Source organism: Microbacterium sp. TW_SC_2, from assembly GCF_055361165.1.
Genome location: NZ_CM143952.1, coordinates 2,729,838 through 2,745,793 on the forward strand (window position 1 = coordinate 2,729,838; position 15,956 = coordinate 2,745,793).

At 72.4% G+C, this 15,956-nt stretch carries 13 protein-coding genes; 9 read left to right on the forward strand and 4 right to left on the reverse strand.

Annotated elements, in window-relative coordinates; all coding sequences use genetic code 11:
- Positions 1 to 30 precede the first annotated feature (30 nt).
- From ACWA14_RS13310 to ACWA14_RS13320, 3 genes are read left to right on the forward strand one after another with little or no spacing between them, the layout of a single operon-like run.
- Positions 31 to 663 carry a Pr6Pr family membrane protein gene (locus tag ACWA14_RS13310; protein WP_463794326.1) on the forward strand — a complete coding sequence of 211 codons (633 nt, stop codon included), beginning with the start codon at positions 31 to 33 and terminating at the stop codon, positions 661 to 663.
- 29 nt (positions 664 to 692) lie between these two features.
- On the forward strand, positions 693 to 1,361 hold the full coding sequence (locus tag ACWA14_RS13315) for a hypothetical protein (protein WP_463794328.1): 669 nt from the start codon (positions 693 to 695) through the stop codon (positions 1,359 to 1,361).
- Positions 1,358 to 1,912, forward strand: a complete 555-nt coding sequence (locus ACWA14_RS13320) for a hypothetical protein (protein WP_463794331.1) — start codon at positions 1,358 to 1,360, stop codon at positions 1,910 to 1,912. Before ACWA14_RS13315 ends, ACWA14_RS13320 begins: the two co-directional genes overlap by 4 nt.
- Positions 1,913 to 2,280: 368 nt before the next feature.
- Here the strand turns inward: ACWA14_RS13320 and ACWA14_RS13325 are convergent, their stop codons facing one another.
- Positions 2,281 to 3,567, reverse strand: coding sequence for a hypothetical protein (locus tag ACWA14_RS13325; RefSeq protein ID WP_463794332.1), 1,287 nt, complete (start codon positions 3,565 to 3,567; stop codon positions 2,281 to 2,283).
- Between the two features lie 81 nt (positions 3,568 to 3,648).
- Here ACWA14_RS13325 and ACWA14_RS13330 point away from each other — a divergent pair, with 81 nt between their 5' ends.
- A complete protein-coding gene (locus ACWA14_RS13330) occupies positions 3,649 to 5,049 on the forward strand; it encodes a threonine/serine exporter family protein (RefSeq protein WP_463794334.1) in 1,401 nt (466 codons plus the stop codon).
- A 35-nt stretch (positions 5,050 to 5,084) separates the two neighbouring features.
- Here the strand turns inward: ACWA14_RS13330 and ACWA14_RS13335 are convergent, their stop codons facing one another.
- On the reverse strand, positions 5,085 to 5,711 hold the full coding sequence (locus ACWA14_RS13335; RefSeq protein WP_463794335.1) for a DUF1684 domain-containing protein: 627 nt from the start codon (positions 5,709 to 5,711) through the stop codon (positions 5,085 to 5,087).
- A gap of 58 nt (positions 5,712 to 5,769) precedes the next feature.
- Between ACWA14_RS13335 and ACWA14_RS13340 the strand changes: the two genes are divergently transcribed.
- The 5 genes from ACWA14_RS13340 to ACWA14_RS13360 all read left to right on the forward strand — a co-directional run bounded on the left by ACWA14_RS13340 (position 5,770) and on the right by ACWA14_RS13360 (position 12,670).
- Positions 5,770 to 6,603 carry a zinc-ribbon domain-containing protein gene (locus ACWA14_RS13340; RefSeq protein WP_463794338.1) on the forward strand — a complete coding sequence of 278 codons (834 nt, stop codon included), beginning with the start codon at positions 5,770 to 5,772 and terminating at the stop codon, positions 6,601 to 6,603.
- 71 nt (positions 6,604 to 6,674) lie between these two features.
- The gene (dinB, locus tag ACWA14_RS13345; protein ID WP_463794340.1) at positions 6,675 to 7,871 is read left to right on the forward strand and encodes a DNA polymerase IV; all 1,197 of its coding nucleotides are present in this window, start codon (positions 6,675 to 6,677) and stop codon (positions 7,869 to 7,871) included.
- Between the two features lie 128 nt (positions 7,872 to 7,999).
- Complete coding sequence (locus tag ACWA14_RS13350) at positions 8,000 to 8,215, forward strand: heavy-metal-associated domain-containing protein (RefSeq protein ID WP_463794342.1); 216 nt, start codon at positions 8,000 to 8,002, stop codon at positions 8,213 to 8,215.
- 62 nt (positions 8,216 to 8,277) lie between these two features.
- Positions 8,278 to 10,548 carry a heavy metal translocating P-type ATPase gene (locus ACWA14_RS13355; protein WP_463794344.1) on the forward strand — a complete coding sequence of 757 codons (2,271 nt, stop codon included), beginning with the start codon at positions 8,278 to 8,280 and terminating at the stop codon, positions 10,546 to 10,548.
- Positions 10,549 to 10,579: 31 nt separating this feature from the next.
- Positions 10,580 to 12,670: a heavy metal translocating P-type ATPase gene (locus ACWA14_RS13360; RefSeq protein WP_463794346.1), complete on the forward strand. Its 2,091-nt coding sequence runs from the start codon at positions 10,580 to 10,582 to the stop codon at positions 12,668 to 12,670.
- 9 nt (positions 12,671 to 12,679) lie between these two features.
- On the opposite strand, the gene ACWA14_RS13365 is transcribed toward ACWA14_RS13360, so the two are convergent.
- Together ACWA14_RS13365 and ACWA14_RS13370 are read right to left on the reverse strand one after the other, a co-directional pair.
- Positions 12,680 to 14,380, reverse strand: coding sequence for a long-chain-fatty-acid--CoA ligase (locus tag ACWA14_RS13365; protein WP_463794348.1), 1,701 nt, complete (start codon positions 14,378 to 14,380; stop codon positions 12,680 to 12,682).
- Positions 14,377 to 15,789 carry a dihydrolipoyl dehydrogenase family protein gene (locus ACWA14_RS13370; protein WP_463794350.1) on the reverse strand — a complete coding sequence of 471 codons (1,413 nt, stop codon included), beginning with the start codon at positions 15,787 to 15,789 and terminating at the stop codon, positions 14,377 to 14,379. Before ACWA14_RS13370 ends, ACWA14_RS13365 begins: the two co-directional genes overlap by 4 nt.
- Positions 15,790 to 15,956: the final 167 nt, after the last annotated feature.

The following is a 15,956-nucleotide window of genomic DNA, read 5'->3' on the forward strand; positions in this document are numbered from 1 at the left end:
GAGGCGTCGCGGCCCCGCTAGGTTGAGGGCATGGATCCTCGCGTCGCCGCCATCGTGTTCCGGCTCGTGTTCGCCGCGCTCTCGCTCACGGCCGTGGGCGTGCAGTTCTTCGCGGTGACCATCCCCCAGGGCCACAGCATCCTGAACTTCTTCTGCTACTTCACCAACCTCTCGAACATCCTGATCTCGATCGTGTTCATCGTGAGCGCGGTGCGGCTGATCACGACGCACAGGGAGCCCTCCGCGTCGGATGCGGCGATCCGCGGCGGCGCCGTCGTCTACATCGTGTTCGTCGGCATCGTCTTCAACACCCTGCTCGCCGACACCGACCTCGGCGAGCTGATCCCCTGGGTCAACGTCATCGTGCACATGGTCGTCCCGATCGCCGGGCTCGCCGACTGGATCATCTGGCCGCCGCGGCACCGCCTGCCGTTCCGGGTCGCGCTGTGGTGGATGATCTGGCCCGCCGCGTACTCGATCTTCTCGGTCAGTCGCGGCGCGGTCGACGGCTTCTACCCGTACCCGTTCTTCAACCCCGCCGTCTCGGGAGGCTACGGCGGAGTCGCCCTGTGGTGCCTCGCGTTGGTCGTGACCTTCTTCGTGCTCGCGGTGCTGGTGCGCGGGGTCGGCAACCTCCGCCACGACGCGACGCGCGCCCCCTGAGCAGCGGGCCACGTGGATAGGCTGACCCGGTGACCAGGATGCGCGCGATCGCCGGGAAGGCCCGCAGCGCGAGCGCCCGCGCGGCGCGCTCGGCCACGGATCGCCGCGCACGCCCCCTCTGGATCGCCGGCTGCACAGCCGCCGGTGTGGTGGCGGTGTTCCTCCTCGCCGGCGGGCTGGTCGCGGCGGAACGCACGCCCGCCGCGGCCTCCGCGGGTAGCGAGGTGCGCACCTCGCTCTACGCCGTGACCGTGACCGGAGCCGAGCTCACGGATGCCGTCGAATCCGAGTTCCTCGAGGCGGAGGACGGTGAGACCCTGCTGGTCATGACGGTCGAGATCGAGAACCTCTCCGACCGCCCGATCGGCGTCGGCACGGCCGCGAACCGGGTCGAATCGAAGCTCGTGAACTCCCGCACGCCGCTGCTCGACGTGCCGCAGGCCACGGATGCGTTCTCGACGCGCGCCTGGCGACCCGACGGTTCGGCCGGCGGCGTGGTCCTGCAGCCGGGCGTGCCCGACGAGGTTCTCCTGGCCTGGTCGGTCCCCGACGATGCCTTCCCGTCCGGCACCGTGGAGCTGGACGTGTTCGACGCACGGGCCCAGGGGGGCCAGATCATCCTGTCGTCGTCCGTGATCTCGTGGCAGCGCACCGACCGGGTCGCGCGCATCAGCGTCGATCTGGAGGAACGCGCATGAGGAAGGTCCTCCCCTGGGTGCTCGGGGCCGCGCTGGTGGTGGGCGCCGGGGCGGTGACCACCACCATCCCGGGCGAGGACTCCCTGCTCGATCCGCTGATCGTCCGCGGTGCTGCCGGCGCGCCGGTGACCTCGCGCTCGCTGGTCGTCACGGTGCAGGATGCCGTGTTCGCGGATCGCCTCGACGTGCCCTCCGCCGAATGGAGCGCCGAGGGGAACTGGCTGCTGGTGACGGTCGACGCCGCGGCGGCGGAGACCGAGAAGAACGCCGTGATCGGTCTCGCGACCCTCACGGTCGACGGCCGCCAGTTCCTCGCGAGCGAGCGGCCGTCGACATCCCTCCTGCAGACCCGCCTGCACCTGGGCACCGACATCACGGGCACCCTGGCCTTCCAGTTGCCGTCGGAACTGCGCAGCGGCGTCGGCGAGCTGCAGTTCACGACCTTCACCGCCGTGCCTCAGCTCGACGACGTGATCGCCGTGCCGATCGACCTGGGCGACCTCGACGCCACCGCGCGGTTCGCCCTCGAGTCGCCGGGATGGACCTCATGAGCTGGTGGCGACGGCAGCGCCTGCCCCTGATCGCTCTCGCGGCGGGGGCGGTGGCCGCGGTCGGCGTGCATGTGTGGCTCGACGTGGTCCCGGCCTCCACGCGCGTCGCGCAGACGATCACCGTCGCGGATCCGCAGGCGGAGATCGCGGGCCAGACGATCGCGCTCGAGCGGTCCACCTGGTCGGAGTTCGATGCCCCGGAGGGCTCGCGCACCCTCAGCATCCGTCTGGACGCGCGTGCGGGCGCCGAGGCGACGACCTGTGGGATGTTCGCGCTCACCGAGCAGCACAGCGGGCGCGTGTGGGAGAACGCGCGCTCCGTGCTCGGCGTGCCCTCCGATGCCGCGGAGAGCTCGTGTCAGACGGAGTCAGCCCCCTACGAGATCCTCGCGGTCTTCCTGCTTCCCGCGGATGCCGACGGGCCGTTCTGGTTCGACGTCCCCGGCGACAGCGGCGCCATCGCGCGATTCTCCGTCGATCCCGGCGACGCTCCCGGGCTCTGACGCCCGGGTGTCGAGGCCGGCGCGCGGACGGCCGATCACGGCATCGAACGCGGTGGCGACGATCGCCACGCGCAGCGGTTCGGCGATGACGGAGACGCCGAGCAGGATGAGCGGCAGGAACGCCGCCCAGAAGGTGGTCTCGTGCCCCCCGATCAGCTGCAGCACGCCCCGTGATCCCGCGCGTTCGGCCCAGGCCCAGAGCGCGTAGGCGAGGGCGGTGGCGCCGAACAGCACCGGTCCGCCGCGCCAGACGAGCGCGACCGCGGCCCAGAGGCTCTCGAAACGCAGCAGGAGCGAGCGCGCGAGCGTCGACGCGGTGCCGCGGAGGGCTGACTCGGCGCCGCGCAGGGGCTTCGGGGTGGCGTCGAAGGTCGTGCCGTAGATCACCCCGGCCACGGTGAGCCAGGCGGCCGGCACCAGCACCACGGCCGCGATCAGACCGACCAGCCCGAGGAGCCCTTCCCAGAGCACCGCCACCGGCAGGATGTTCGCGTCGAACCAGTCGCCCAGGTCGTCGAGCCACACGATCCCGGCGCGTCCGGAGAGCCAGCCCCGCGCATCGGCCCACCACTGCCCCACGAGCGTGAACAGCATGAAGGTCCACAGCACCTCGGCGTAGGCGGCGATCGCCAGCGTCCACGACGGCAGCCGGTCGCGCAGGCGGGTCAGCAGCATGCGCGCGGCGAGCGCGATCACGAGCACGGTGACGGGCAGGATGCCGACCGAGACCAGTCCCCCGCGGTCGCCGAGCAGGTCGTAGTCGAACCCGGCCTCGCGGAGCGCGATGTCGCTCGCGATGCGGAAGAACTCGATCTGATCGTTCTCCAGCAGCCCCCAGGCGGCGTAGAAGGCGAAGAAGGGCAGGATCGCCGCGAGCACCGCCGCCCCGAACGCCCGCGGTCCGAGCGGCGCCGCCGGGGCGCTGTGCGGAAGCGAGGGGCGCACGGCGAGGTACATCGCGACGTACGACACGAGCCGCGCCGCCACCGCCAGCGGCAGCAGGAGAAGGCCGCCCAGCGTGGTGTGCCCGCCGACGAATCCGGCGAGCTGCACCAGCAGCTGATGCGCCGCCTCGCCCCCGAGGCCCCAGGCCAGCAGCACCGGCCAGTGGCGCGCCAGAATGCGCCCGAACGTGCGCAGAGCCGATGCCATGTGCTCCACCGTAGTGGGCGGGTCCGGCGCCGCACCGCCCGCGCGTGCGGGACGCTGCGCGCGACCCGGGAGAATGGAGTCATGTCCCGGAACTCCCCACGGCGACTGCTCGCCTCCATGCGCAGGATCGTGCACACCGACCCCGCGAGCGTCGCCCCCACCGAGGTCATGCCCGTCATCGACGAGCGCATGGTGCCCAGGGTCCTCGACCTGTCGACCCGCATCGGGGAGTCGATGTTCGCGGTCGGGGCCTCCGCGCACGAGGTGACCCTCGCGATCACCCGGGTCTGCGACGCCTACGGGCTGCGCGGGGTGCAGGTCGACGTCACCTACAACTCGATCACGGTCTCCTTCCACCTGAGCGGCGAGGTCTGGCCCGAGACCCTGGTCCGCGTCGTCCGGGTCGCCGCGCCCGATCACGCCAAGCTCCAGCGCGTGCAGGCCCTCGTCTCCGACATCCGGGGCGGACTCGACCTCGAGTCGGCGCGCACCGCGTTCCGGGTCATCCGCCGGGTGCCGTTCCGTTACCAGCAGCCCGTGGTCATCGTGGCCCGGGCCATGCTCGCGGTCGGCGTGAGCATCCTCCTCGGGGCCTCGCCGCTCATCGTCGGCCTCACCTTCGTCGCGGCGCTCGGCGCCGCGATCACCCAGGCGGGCCTCGCACGCCTGCGGGTGCCGCTGTTCTTCAGCCAGATCGCGGGAGGGTTCGTGACCACGGTGGTCGCCGTCGCGGTGTCCGCCCTCGGCGCGGCGGGGATCGCGCCGTTCGTCGACATCCGCCCGTCGATCATCGTGGCCTCCGGTATCGTGCTGATGCTGGCCGGGCTCACCGTGGTGGGCGCCGCGCAGGATGCGATCGACGGCTTCGCACTCACCGCCGGCGGCCGCATCCTCGACCTCACGATGCAGACGCTCGGGGTGGTGATCGGCATCCTCGTCGGCCTCGAGCTCGGCAGCGTGCTGGGCTTCACGATGGATCTCCCCGACGATCCGGCGCCGTTCGGCCCGTTGCCGAGCGTCTTCGCCGGCGCCGTGATCATCGCGGTCGCCGTGGCGGTCTTCAACGGTGCCGGCATGCGGATCATCCTGGTGAGCGCGCTGCTCAGCGCGATCACGATCGCGGGCTACACGGTCGCCACGGCACTCCAGCTGCACCCGGCCGCCGCGAGCGCGCTGGGCGCACTGCTGGCGAGCTTCGTCGGCGTGCTCATCGCGCACAACCTGCACGTGCCGTCGGTGGCGGTGACGACCGCGGCCATCGTGCCGCTCGTCCCCGGTGTGGCGGTGTTCCAGGGGCTGCTCGAGATGGTCCACACCGACGGCTCCGCCTCCGACGTGGTGGGCGCGGGCAGCTCGCTGATCTTCGCCGCGGTGATCGGCGTCGGGCTCGCGTCGGGGGCGTCGCTCGGGCTCTACCTCGGCACCCCGGTGCGGGCGACCCTCGGGAGCGTCACCAAGACCCGGGCGCGCGTGCGCCGCTGACGGGAGCCGCGACGCGCGGCGCCGGGCGGCCGGCGTCAGCCCGCGTAGTGCTCGCCGGCGGGCACGGCCACGCTCAGCACGTTGCCCGGCTGCGCGAGCGGGCATGCCCACGCGGGGTCGTAGGCGCAGGACGGGTTGTAGGCGAAGTTGAAGTCGAGCACGATCGTGCCCTGCGCGGCGTCGGATCCGAGGTCGGCGCCCTTGACCGTGTCGATCAGGTAGCGCCCGCCGCCGTAGGTGCCGCCGGGGCGTCCGGCGAGCGCGTCGCGCACCGGGATGAACAGACCCCCGCCGTACGATGCGAGTCGCCAGACGTCGAGCGACCCGGCATCCGGGATCTCGACCCTGCCGATGCGCTCGAAGGGCACGACCCCGTCGGTGCCGGTGGCGAACTCGAATCCGCCGGGTTCGGCCGGAAGGATCGGCAGCTCGAAACGCCACTCCGGGTCGTAGGGAGCGATCGGCAGGCCCTCGAACAGCGGACGGTCCTCCGGCAGCAGCGGCGTCGCCGGGTGATGGAGCATCAGGTCGTCGCGCTCGATGCGCCAGAGCTCGTGGGCCTCTTCCGGGTCGTCCGCCTGGCGCACGGCGGCGTAGAGGGCGAAGACGCGGCGTCGCCAGTCGACGACCTCGGCGGCGGTGCGTGCGGGAGTGCTCGTCATGAGACCCAGGGTACGGGGCGGGGCGGGCGATGTCGGAACCGGGGGTTATCGTCGCGGTGTGCCGGAGCCAGTGCCGCAGTGGTGGGCGAGGAGACAGTTCTCGCGCGGTGTCGCCGTGCCCTACGAGGTCGGCACCTTCCGCGCCGCCTGGGCGGCGTATCCCGAGCTCATCCGCCAGTACCACCCCGAGCTCAATCACGGCGTGACGCTGTCGCAGATCCCGCTCGCGGCCGACGTGCTGCTGTGCTGGGAGTGCGCGGTCGGGCACCGGTTCGCCGCGACCCCGACCGAGCAGCGCCACCGACCCGGCCGGGTCAGACGGCGGTCGGCGTGGTGTCCGGAATGCTCGCGGCTGGCGCAGCCGCAACCCGTGATCCTGGGCGAGGCGCGCGCGATCCCCGCCCGCCCTCGCGCCGCCGCGCCGGCGCTGTGCGCCCGGACGCCCGACCTCCCGACCGGGACCGCGTTCCTCAGCGTGTGCGCGCCGAAGCCCGCCTCGGCCGCCGAGGAGCGGTTGCGCGCCGCTCTGGTCGCGCGGCTCGAGGTCACGACGGGCATGAACGCGGTCAAGGTGGGCCGTCCTTTCTTCCGCCACACCGAGGTGTGGCCCGACATCCTGCTGCCTGAGTTGCGCGTCGCGGTCGAGTACGACACGGTCGGCCGGCACGGGCTCGAGCACGTCGGGGATCGGGAGACCGCCGACCGCCGCAAGGACCGCGCCCTGCGTGCCGCGGGGTGGGAGGTCGTGCGGGTGCGCACGGGGAAGCTCGAGCCGCTCGGACCGCACGATCTGCCGATGCCGGCGCTCAGCACACGCGGCGTGGACCGCGTGATCGACCGGCTGCGCGACATCCGCGGCCCGCTCCTGGTCGACGCCTACCTGCGCACGTGAGGCGCGGCGTCCCCGGACCCGACCGATGTCCCCGGGTCGTGCGACGATCTGCTCGACGACAGGAGGCCGCGATGCGGGGTGAGGCCACCGTGCTGCACGCGGATCTCGACGCGTTCTACGCCTCGGTCGAGCAGCGCGATGCGCCCGCACTGCGCGGTAGACCGGTCATCGTCGGCGGCGGCGTCGTGCTCGCCGCCAGCTACGAGGCCAAGGCCCGCGGCGTGCGCACCGCGATGGGCGGTCGGCACGCGCTCGATCTCTGCCCCGACGCCGTGGTGGTGCCGCCGCGCATGGAGGCGTATTCGCAGGCCAGCCGCGACGTGTTCGCGATCTTCCGCGACACGACGCCGCTCGTGGAGGGACTCTCGATCGACGAGGCGTTCCTGGAAGTGGGCGGGCTCCGCCGCCTCGCGGGCACTCCCGAGCAGGTCGCCGTGCGCGTGCGCGAACGCGTGCGCGCCGAGGTCGGGCTCACGATCTCGGTCGGGGTCGCGCGCACCAAGTTCCTCGCCAAGGTCGCCAGCGCGGTCAGCAAACCCGACGGGCTGCTCGTGGTCGAGCCCGACCGCGAGGAGGCATTCCTGCTCCCGCTGCCGGTGGAGCGTCTGTGGGGCGTCGGCGCCGCGACCGCCGAGAAACTGCATGCCCGCGGCATCCGCACCGTGGGGCAGCTCGCCGCCCTCGAGGCGGAGACGGCCGAGCGGATGCTGGGCACGGCCGTCGGGGCGCACCTGCACGCGCTGGCACGGTTGCGCGACCCCCGGCCGGTCGACACGACGCGGCGCCGGGGATCGATCGGCTCCCAGCGCGCCCTGGGCACCCGTCCACGGTCGGACGAGGAGCTCGATCTGATCCTCACGCAGATCATCGACCGCCTGGCGCGCCGCCTGCGCGACGGGGGCCGCGTGTGCCGCACGGTGGTGCTCCGGCTGCGCTTCGGCGACTACGCCAAGGCCACCCGGTCGCGCACGCTGGGCTCCCCGACCGACCGCACCGCGACGCTGCTCGCGGCGGCGCGCACGCTGCTGGGGGCCGCGCGTCCCGAGCTCGCGGTGCGCGGCATCACCCTTCTCGGCATCTCGCTGTCGCACCTCGATCGCGCCGACGACGTGCAACCGGAGCTCCCGATCGACTGGGGCGACGACCAGCGCCTCGACACCGTGCTCGACACGGTGCGCGATCGCTTCGGCGCGACGTCGGTGTCCCGGGCCGCGCAGCTCGGCCGCGATCCCGGCTGGTCGAGTCCGCTGCTGCCCGAACACGAGTGACCCCGGCCTCCCCGCGGCCACGACGTCGTCGGATGCCGATGCGACGACGCCTTGCGGGAATAGTCTCCGCCCCGATACGTTGGTCTCAGAGATACCCCATGGGGGTATTCGAGAATCAGGAGGATGCCATGGACACCCAGACCATCGACTACCGCGTGACGGGCATGACCTGCGGCCACTGCGAACGGTCGGTCCGCGACGAGGTGGGCCGGATCCCCGGCGTCGACGAGATCCGGGTCAGCGCCCAGACCGGCATGCTCAGCGTGGACGCGACGGGAGCCCTCGACGACAGCGCCGTGCTGGCCGCCGTCGAGGAAGCCGGCTACACGGCCGCGCGCGTCTGACCCACGGCCCGCCATCGGCACGGTCCGATCGACCGACACCACACGTCGAACAAGGAGCAGTCATGACCACAGCGGCACCCCCGAGCGGGGCGACCGGCCTCGAACTCGAGATCGGCGGGATGACCTGTGCCTCCTGCGCGATGCGGATCGAGAAGAAGCTGAACCGGCTCGACGGCGTGACGGCGACCGTCAACTACGCCACCGAGAAGGCCGCGGTCACCGTGCCCGCCGGCTACGACCCGTCCGCGTTGATCGCCGAGGTCGAGAAGACCGGATACACCGCCGTGGTCCCCGCTCCCCGGAACACCCGGGGCTCCTCCTCCGACGGCGGCGACGACGACGGCGGCGGCGACCCCGAGCTGGCATCGCTGCGCACCCGGCTGATCATCTCGATCATCCTGACCCTGCCCGTGATCGCGATGGCGATGGTCCCCGCCCTCCAGTTCACGAACTGGCAGTGGGCGTCGCTCGCCCTCGCGGCTCCCGTGATCGTGTGGGGCGCGTTCCCCTTCCACCGGGCCGCCTGGATCAATCTGCGCCACGGCGCCGCCACCATGGACACCCTGGTGTCGATGGGCACCCTCGCGGCCTTCCTGTGGTCGCTCTACGCGCTGTTCCTCGGCACCGCGGGAATGCCCGGCATGGTGCACGAGTTCGAGTTCACGCTCGCGCCCTCCGACGGCGCCGGCAACATCTACCTCGAGGTCGGCGCGGGTGTCACGATGTTCCTCCTCGCCGGGCGCTACTTCGAGAAGCGGTCCAAGCGTCAGGCGGGCGCCGCGCTGCGGGCACTGCTCGAACTCGGCGCGAAAGACGTCTCGGTGCTCCGCGGGGGCGTCGAGACCACGATCCCGGTCGCGGATCTGCAGGTGGGCGATGAGTTCTTCGTGCGCCCCGGCGAGAGGATCGCCACCGACGGGATCGTCACCTCCGGGTCGTCGTCCGTCGATGCCTCCCTGCTGACCGGCGAGTCGGTGCCGGTGGAGGTCGCCGAGGGGGATGCCGTCACCGGCGCGACCACCAACACCGGCGGCCGACTCGTGGTGCGGGCCACCCGCGTCGGCTCCGACACCCAGCTCGCGCGCATGGCGCAGCTGGTCGAGGACGCCCAGTCGGGGAAGGCCGACGTGCAACGGCTCGCCGACCGCATCTCCGGCGTCTTCGTGCCGATCGTGATCGTGATCGCCGCCGCCACCCTGACCGGCTGGCTTCTCGCCGGCTTCCCCGCCGCGGCCGCCTTCACCGCCGCGGTCGCGGTCCTCGTGATCGCCTGCCCGTGCGCGCTGGGGCTGGCCACCCCGACCGCCCTGCTGGTGGGCACCGGTCGCGGGGCGCAGATGGGAGTGCTCATCACGGGCCCCGAGGTGCTCGAGTCCACCCGCAAGGTCGACGCCGTCGTGCTCGACAAGACCGGGACGGTCACCACCGGCCGGATGACGCTGATCGACGCGGTGCTCGAGCCGGGGACCGACCGCGCCCGACTGCTCGGCCTGGCCGGCGCCGTCGAGGATGCCTCCGAGCACGCCATCGCGCAGGCGATCGCGAAGGGCGCCGTGCAGGAGACGGGCACCCTCGCCGCGGTCTCGCGCTTCACCAGCACCGATGGCCGAGGCGTCGAGGGCATCGTCGACGGACACGCCGTGATCGTCGGCCGGGCGTCGTTCCTCGCGGAGCGATCGCAGCCGCTGAGCGCCGAGGTCACCGCGGCGCAGGCCCGCGCCGAGGCCGAGGGCAAGACCGTCGTCGCGGTCGGCTGGGACGGGCAGGCCCGCGGCATCCTCGTGGTGGCCGACACCGTCCGACCCACGAGCGCGGAGGCCGTCGCGCAGCTGAAAGCCCTCGGACTCACCCCGATCCTCCTCACGGGCGACAACGCGGCCGTGGCCCGCCGGATCGCCGACGAGGTCGGGATCGACGAGGTGATCGCCGAGGTCCTGCCGCCGGACAAGGTCGCCGTGATCGCCCGCCTGCAGAGCGAAGGGCGGACCGTCGCGATGATCGGAGACGGAGTGAACGACGCCCCGGCTCTGGCACAGGCCGACCTCGGCCTCGCGATGGGCACCGGAGCGGACGTCGCGATCGAGGCCTCCGACATCACCCTCGTGCGCGCCGACCTCCGCAGCGCGGTCGATGCCATCCGCCTGTCCCGGAAGACGCTGCGCACCATCAAGACCAACCTGTTCTGGGCCTTCGCCTACAACGTCGCCGCGATCCCCGTGGCCGCGCTGGGCCTGCTGAATCCGATGCTGGCCGGGGCCGCCATGGCCCTGTCGAGCGTCTTCGTGGTGGGCAACAGCCTGCGCCTGCGCGGATTCCGCAGCGTCGCGCGGTGACGACCCGCACGACCCGTCGGAAGGAACACGCATGACCGAGCCGCACGCACACCACACCACCCCCGACCACGACGCCGACCACGCACCCCAGACCGGCCACGGCGGCCACGCACACCACGGCGACCACTCCGGTGGCCATGCCCACCACGGTGATCACGTCGGGCAGTTCCGGCGGCTGTTCTGGATCAACCTGCTGATCGCGGTGCCCGTGGTGGCGTTCTCGCCGATGTTCGCGATGCTGCTCGGCTACGAGGTGCCCGACGCGGTGCGCCTGGTGGCCCCGATCCTCGGCACGGTCATGTACGTGTGGGGCGGCTGGCCCTTCCTCACCGGGGCCGTGAGCGAGCTGCGCACGCGCACGCCCGGCATGATGCTGCTGATCGGTCTCGCGATCACGGTCGCGTTCCTCGCCTCGTGGGGAGCCACGCTCGGGCTCCTCCACCACGAGCTGGAGTTCTGGTGGGAGCTCGCGCTGCTCATCGTCATCATGCTCCTCGGCCACTGGATCGAGATGCGATCGCTCGCCCAGACGACCTCCGCCCTCGACTCGCTCGCGGCCCTGCTCCCGGACGAGGCCGAGCGCGTCGACGGCGACACGGTCGTCCTGGTCGCACCCGCGGATCTGGCGATCGGCGACATCGTCGTGGTGCGTCCGGGCGGAAGCGTCCCCGCGGACGGCCGCATCATCGACGGCACCGCCGCGATGGACGAGTCGATGGTGACCGGCGAATCCCGCGCGGTCACCCGGTCCTCGGGAGACCCGGTCACGGCCGGAACCGTGGCGACCGACTCCGGGCTGCGCGTCGAGATCACCGCGACGGGAGATGACACCGCTCTCGCCGGCATCCAGCGCCTGGTGACCGAGGCGCAGAACTCCTCCTCCCGCGCGCAGCGCATCGCCGACCGCGCCGCCGCCCTGCTGTTCTGGTTCGCCCTGGTGTCCGCCGCCCTCACGGCCGTGGTGTGGACGCTCGTGGGCAACCCGGACGCCGCGGTCGTGCGCAGCATCACGGTGCTGGTCATCGCGTGCCCCCACGCCCTCGGCCTGGCCATCCCCCTCGTCGTGTCGATCGCCACGGAACGTGCCGCGCGCGGCGGCGTGCTGATCAAGGACCGACTGGCGCTGGAGAGCATGCGCACCGTCGACGCCGTGCTGTTCGACAAGACAGGAACGCTCACGAAGGGTGCCCCGACCGTCACGCAGGTCGAGCCCGTCGGCGACATCGACGCCGACCGGCTGCTCGCCCTCGCCGCGTCTGCGGAGTCCGACAGCGAGCACCCGCTCGCTCGGGCCCTCGTCCGTGCCGCCGAGGAGAAGGGCCTTCCGCTCGTCCGCTCCTCCGGATTCACCTCCTCGCCCGCCGTGGGCGTCACCGCGACCGTCGACGGCCGCGAGGTGCGCGTGGGAGGTCCGGCGCTCCTCGCCGAGGTCGGCGGAACCGAGATCGGCGCGGCGGAGGCATGGCGGGGCGAAGGAGCGATCATCCTGCACGTCGTCGTCGACGGACGGGTGCAGGGCGGCCTGAAGCTCGCCGACGAGGTGCGCCCCGAGTCGCGTCAGGCCGTCGATGCGCTGCACCGTTCGGGCATCGAAGTGGTCATGATCACGGGAGACGCCCAGGCGGTCGCCGAGTCCGTGGCCGCCGAACTCGGCATCGACCGCGTGTTCGCCGGCGTGCGCCCCGAGGACAAGTCCGCGCGGGTCGCCGCGCTGCAGTCCGAGGGGAAGAAGGTGGCGATGGTCGGCGACGGCGTGAACGACGCCCCTGCCCTGGCGCAGGCCGACGTCGGCATCGCGATCGGCGCCGGCACGGACGTGGCCATCGCCTCCGCCGGCGTCATCCTCGCCAGCTCCGACCCGCGATCGGTGCTCTCCGTGATCGAGCTCTCCCGCGCCACCTACCGCAAGATGAGGCAGAACCTCTGGTGGGCCGCCGGATACAACCTGCTCTCGGTGCCGCTCGCCGCGGGGATCCTCGCCCCGATCGGCTTCGTCCTGCCCATGTCGGTCGGGGCCGTCCTGATGTCGCTGTCGACCGTCGTCGTCGCCCTCAACGCGCAACTGCTGCGGCGCATCGACCTCTCGCCGGAGGCGAGCACCCGTGCGGCGCTCTCCGACTAGCCGCGCGGGTCAGCGATCCGCGAGCAGCTGCTCCCGCACCTGGCGCCGGAGCACCTTGCCGATGAGCGAGCGCGGGAGGTCGTCGACCGCGATCACGCGTCGCGGGACCTTGTACGGGGTGAGCCGCGTGCGGCAGAAGTCGCGCAGGGCATCCCCGTCGAGCGTCGCCCCCTCACGGAGCACCACGGCCGCCGCGACCTCTTCCCCGCCGCTGGAGCGAGGGAGCCCCACGACGGCGGCGGCGACGACATCCGGATGCGCCTCGAGAGCGTCCTCCACCTCACTCGGCGACACGTTGAATCCGCCGGTGATGATGAGTTCCTTGAGCCGGTCGACGATCGTGACGAACCCGTCGGCCGAGACCTCGGCGATGTCGCCGGTGCGCAGCCACCCGTCGGCGAGCAGCGTGTCGGCGGTGTCTCCGGGACGCCCCCAGTACCCCGGGAACACCTGAGGGCCCTGGATGAGGAGCTCGCCGCGCTCGCCCGTCGGCATGTCGACGTCGGTGTCGGCCGGGTCGACGACGCGGATGCGCGTGCTGGGGAACGGCACCCCCACCGTGCCGGGGCGGCGGGTGCGCCCGATGGGGTTGCCGAGGGCGACCGGAGAGCTCTCGGTCATGCCGTATCCCTCGACCAGCAGGCCGCCGGTCGCCTCCTCCCAGCGCTTCACCGTCGCGACGGGCAGGCTCATGGCCCCGGAGATGGCGAACCGCACCGAGGAGAGATCGATGGTGCCGCGCTCGGCAGCCCGGGCGAGCGCGTCGTAGATCGGGGGCACCGCGGGCAGGAACGTGGGCGGACTCGTGCGCGCCGCGACGGTGACCAGCCCCAGATCGAAGGCCGGGAACAGGACGAGCTTCGCACCGATGCTCATCGCGAACGTGAGGCACAGCGTCATCCCGTACGCATGGAACAGCGGCAGCACGCCGTAGAACGTCTCCTCGCCGTCGACGAGACCCGGCACCCAGGCGCGCCCCTGCATCGCGTTCGCGCGCAGGTTGGCGTGGGTGAGGATCGCCCCCTTGGGAGTGCCGGTGGTGCCGCTCGTGTACTGCAGCAGCGCGGTGTCGGCGAGCGTCGGCCCCGGGGTTCGCCGCGCCAGACGCCGGTGGCCGAGCAGCGACTTCCAGGCGATCGGGTGCGCTGCGCGGGGCCGGCCCGTGAGGCGCGCCCGTGAGGCGCGCGCTTTCGGCACGGGCAGACGCAGCAGCAGACGCTTCGACAGCGGCATCGCCTCGGTGATGTCGACGCTCACGATGTGCTCCACCGCGAGGTCGGCCGGGAAGCCCGCGACCGTGTCGACGGCCTTGTCCCACACGATCGCGACGCGCGCCCCGTGATCCTCGAACTGGTGCCGCAGCTCGCGCGCCGTGTAGAGCGGGTTGTGCTCGACGACGATCGCCCCCAGCCGGAGCGCCGCGTAGAAGGCCACGACGTGCTGCGGGCAGTTGGGGAGCACCAGCGCGACGCGGTCGCCGTGGCCGACGCCGAGGCGTCGCAGGCCCTCCGCCGCGTGCTCGATCTGCTCTCCGAGCTCGCGGTACGTGGTGACCGCGCCGAAGAACTCCAGCGCGGGCCGCTTGGCATAGGCGTGCACGCTCGCGGCCATCATCTCGGTCAGCGTCTGCGACGGTTCGTCGATGTCGGCGGGAACGCCCTCCGCGTAGGAGGCGAGCCAGGGCCGGGAGTCGTGGGGGGTGACGGTCATGCTTCCATCCTCCCCTGATCGACGCCGGAGAGGACCGCCCGGGCGGCGATCCCGATGATCGCGCTGTAGGTGGGATAGGCGAAGCGGACCCCGGCGAGCGTGGACACATCGACGCCGGCGGCCATCGCCGTGGTGACGGACTGGATGACCTCGATCGCGTTCTCGCCGACCGCGTGGGCGCCGAGGATCAGCTCACGCCGCCGATCCGCGATGAGCTTCAGGAACCCGATCTCGCGGTCATCGATCACGGCGCGCTCCAGGCTCGCGTACGGCACCGACACGATGACGCACCCGGTGTCGCGCTCGCGCGCCTGGTCCTCCGTGAGCCCGACCCCGGCGTAGTCCGGGTCGGTGAAGCCGCCGGCGGGCAGCAGGTGGTGCGGTGTGCGTCGGTTCGCGCCGAGCACCGCGTTCTCGGCGGCCGCCTCGCCCTCGAACTGCGCGGCCTGCACGAGCATGTCCCGGCCGTTCGCGTCGCCGACCGCGAAGATGTGCGGCACGACCGTGCGGAAGTACCGGTCGGTGGGGATCGCGGAGCGCTCGATCTCGACACCCGCGTGCTCGAGGCCCAGGTCTTCCACGTCGGCGGGCCAGCCGGTCGCCATGATGACCGCGTCGAACACGGACGACAGCTCCTCGCCGCCCTCGCGCCAGTCGAGGCGGATCGCGGCGTCGCCCTCGCGGGCGAGGCCGGCGACCGTCTCGATCCCGGTGTGCACGGCGATGCCCTGATCCGCGAACGCCGCACTGACGGCGGCCGAGATCGAGGCGTCCGAGGCCATCAGCACGCGCGGGGCGACGTCGAGCAGCGTCACCTCCGACCCGAAGGAGGAGAACACCGTGACGAGCTGCGCGCCCGTGTTGCCCGCGCCGATCACCGCCACCCGCCGCGGCAGGGCCGGCAGCGTCAGCACGTCTTCGGGCACGGTGGCGAGGTCGGCACCGGGGATCGGCAGGCGCCGCGAATGCCCGCCCACGCAGATCATGATCTGATCCGCGGTGATCCGCCGTCCGCTGTCGAGCACGAGGGTGTGGTCGTCGGCGAAGCGCGCCCGCCCCTCGTGGAGGAGATCGATGCCCGCGTCGGCGAACCGCTCCGCCTCGCGCTTGATCGATCGCACGCGGTCGACACGGGCGTGCACGCGCTGGACGGTCGCGGCCCAGTCGATCACCGGGACGCCGACATCGACGCCGTAGTCGTCGGCGTGACGGGACTCGCGGATCAGTCGAGCGGTCTTCGCGAGCACGCGGGTGGGCACGCAACCGGTGTTCACGCAGGTTCCCCCGGTGCGGCCGGCTTCGAGGACGACGACCCTCGCCCCCAGCTCGGAGGCCCGCAGCGCCGCGGCCGTGCCGGCCGGCCCCGCCCCGATCACGGCGACGTCGTAGTGCTCGCGGAAGTCTGACATCGTGTCTCCTGCTTTCTCGGAAGGCGCAGCCGCCGCCGTGAGTCACGGTGCCGCCGTGCTTCGATCATGGCGGATGAGCTGCCGTGCGTCACGGACGAACAGCGCCTTAACCATACGGTGGGCGTGTTCTCAACCCCCTGGTCGCTCCGGGTACCCCGCGAGAGCCT

What these genes read in the sequence shown, in the direction of transcription:
- ACWA14_RS13310 (WP_463794326.1), top strand. Translation starts at nt 31, where the DNA reads ATGGATCCTCGCGTCGCCGCCATCGTGTTCCGGCTCGTGTTCGCCGCG.
- ACWA14_RS13320 (WP_463794331.1), top strand. Translation starts at nt 1,358, where the DNA reads ATGAGGAAGGTCCTCCCCTGGGTGCTCGGGGCCGCGCTGGTGGTGGGC.
- ACWA14_RS13325 (WP_463794332.1), bottom strand. Translation starts at nt 3,567, where the DNA reads ATGGCATCGGCTCTGCGCACGTTCGGGCGCATTCTGGCGCGCCACTGG.
- ACWA14_RS13330 (WP_463794334.1), top strand. Translation starts at nt 3,649, where the DNA reads ATGTCCCGGAACTCCCCACGGCGACTGCTCGCCTCCATGCGCAGGATC.
- ACWA14_RS13335 (WP_463794335.1), bottom strand. Translation starts at nt 5,711, where the DNA reads ATGACGAGCACTCCCGCACGCACCGCCGCCGAGGTCGTCGACTGGCGA.
- dinB (WP_463794340.1), top strand. Translation starts at nt 6,675, where the DNA reads ATGCGGGGTGAGGCCACCGTGCTGCACGCGGATCTCGACGCGTTCTAC.
- ACWA14_RS13350 (WP_463794342.1), top strand. Translation starts at nt 8,000, where the DNA reads ATGGACACCCAGACCATCGACTACCGCGTGACGGGCATGACCTGCGGC.
- ACWA14_RS13355 (WP_463794344.1), top strand. Translation starts at nt 8,278, where the DNA reads ATGACCACAGCGGCACCCCCGAGCGGGGCGACCGGCCTCGAACTCGAG.
- ACWA14_RS13360 (WP_463794346.1), top strand. Translation starts at nt 10,580, where the DNA reads ATGACCGAGCCGCACGCACACCACACCACCCCCGACCACGACGCCGAC.
- ACWA14_RS13365 (WP_463794348.1), bottom strand. Translation starts at nt 14,380, where the DNA reads ATGACCGTCACCCCCCACGACTCCCGGCCCTGGCTCGCCTCCTACGCG.
- ACWA14_RS13370 (WP_463794350.1), bottom strand. Translation starts at nt 15,789, where the DNA reads ATGTCAGACTTCCGCGAGCACTACGACGTCGCCGTGATCGGGGCGGGG.